Annotated in this window: 2 protein-coding genes; both read left to right on the top strand. The window is 71.8% G+C overall.

The annotated features are described in order from the left end of the window. A partial coding sequence (locus ACTS11_RS05865) for a COX15/CtaA family protein (RefSeq protein WP_442639400.1) occupies positions 1 to 950 on the top strand: 950 nt, incomplete at its 5' end. Beyond that, on the top strand, positions 947 to 2,071 hold a 1,125-nt coding region (locus ACTS11_RS05870), incomplete at its 3' end, for a carboxypeptidase M32 (RefSeq protein WP_442639401.1). The genes ACTS11_RS05865 and ACTS11_RS05870, both read left to right, overlap by 4 nt.

A 2,071-nucleotide genomic window follows, 5' to 3' on the forward strand; every position in this document is an offset into this window, starting at 1 on the left:
CGATCACCGAATGGGCGCCGGTCACCGGGGCGATCCCGCCGCTTTCGGCCGAGGAGTGGCAGGCGGAGTTCGACCTCTACCGCCAGATCCCGGAATACCAGCTCCAGAACCGGGGGATGAGCCTCGAGGAGTTCAAGGTCATCTACTGGTGGGAATGGGGCCACCGGCAGCTCGGGCGCTTCATCGGCCTCGTCTGGGCTTTGGGCTTCGTGGCGCTGCTGGCCACGCGGTCGCTGCCGCCGGGCTGGACGGGGCGGGCGCTGCTCCTCGGGACGCTCGGGGGGGCGCAGGGGGCGATCGGCTGGTGGATGGTGTCCTCCGGGCTCGAGGAGGGGATGCTCGACGTCGCCTCCTACCGGCTCGCGGTGCATCTCGGGCTGGCCTTCCTGATCCTCGGGCTGATCGCCTGGTACGTGCTCAAGCTCGGGCGGCCGGAGGCGGAGCTGATCGCCGCCCGCCGCGAGGGGGACCGCAGGCTCAAGGGGATGGCCACCGGCGTCCTGCACCTGACGTTCGTGCAGATCCTGATCGGGGCGCTCGTGGCGGGGATCGACGCGGGGCGCAACTATCCCGACTGGCCGCTGATGGCCGGTGGCTTCACGCCGCCCGCCATGTGGGCCATCGAGCCCTGGTGGCGGAACCTCTTCGAGAACGACGGGACGGTGCAGTTCATCCACCGGATGGTGGGCTATCTCCTGCTGGTCGTGGCGCTTTTCGCCTGGCTCGCCGGGCGCAGGTCCGCGCGGACCGCGACGCGCGGCGCCTTTCACGCGATGATGGCGATGATGGTGCTGCAGATCGCGCTCGGGATCGTCACCGTGCTCTATTCGGCGCCGTGGCACTTCGCCATCGCGCACCAGTTCGGGGCGGTCGTCCTGATCGTCCTGGTCCTGCGCGCGCGGTTCTTCGCGATGTATCCGCTGCGCCAGTCCGTGAGGGGAACCGCATGAGCGCATTGTCCGACCTTCTCGCCCACCAGCGGCAGACCGAGGCGCTGGCGCAGGTCATGGGGCGGCTCGGCTGGGACCAGGAGACGGTCATGCCGCCGGGCGCGGCCGAGCAGCGCGGCGAGGAGATGGCGGCGCTCGAGGGCGTTCTGCACGCGCGGCGCGCGGACCCCTGGGTGGGCGAGATGCTGGCGCTGGCGGAGCCTGCGACCGAGGCCGAGGCCGCGCAGCTCCGGCGGATCGCGCGGTCCCACGCGCGGGCGACGAAGGTGCCGGCCGACCTCGCGGCGGAGCTGGCGCGCGTCACGTCGGTCGCGCAGGGGATCTGGGCGCGGGCGCGCGCGGCGGACGACTTCGCCGCCTTCCGCCCGACGCTGGAGACCGTGGTGCGTCTCAAGCGCATCGAGGCGGAGGCGCTGGCCGATGGCGGCGACCTCTACGACGCGCTGGTCGACGACTACGAGCCGGGGATGACGGCGGCTGAGCTTGCCGCGCTCTTCGGGCGGATGCGGCCGCGGCTGGTGGAGCTGCGCGCGCGCATCCTCGAAGCCGGGCCGCCGCCCGCGGGGCTGACGGCGCATTTCCCGAAGGAGGTGCAGCTGGCGCTGACGCGCGAGGTGGCGCTGGCCTTCGGCTACGACCTGAACCACGGGCGCATCGACCTCGCGGTGCATCCGTTCTCGTCCGGCTCGGGCGCGGACGTGCGGATCACCACGCGGGTGGACGAGGCGGAGCCCCTCGGCAGCCTCTATTCCACGATCCACGAGGTCGGCCACGCGGCCTACGAGCAGAACGTCGCCGCCGACTACCGGCTGACGGCGATCGGGCAGGGCGTCTCGATGGGTGTCCACGAGAGCCAGAGCCGCATCTACGAGAACCAGCTCGGGCGTTCGGCGGCCTTCACCTCCTGGCTCTACGGGCGGCTGCGGGACCTCTTCGGCGACATCGGGGTCGGGAGCGCGGAGGCCTTCCACGCCGCCGTCAACCGCGTGGTCCCGGGCTACATCCGCACCGAGGCGGACGAGGTCCACTACAATCTCCACGTCATGATGCGCTTCGATCTCGAGCGCGCGCTGATCCGGGGCGAGCTCGACGTGGGCGACCTCGAGGGCGCGTGGAACGAG

Source organism: Roseicyclus sp., assembly GCF_052168335.1.
Classification (GTDB): domain Bacteria; phylum Pseudomonadota; class Alphaproteobacteria; order Rhodobacterales; family Rhodobacteraceae; genus Roseibacterium.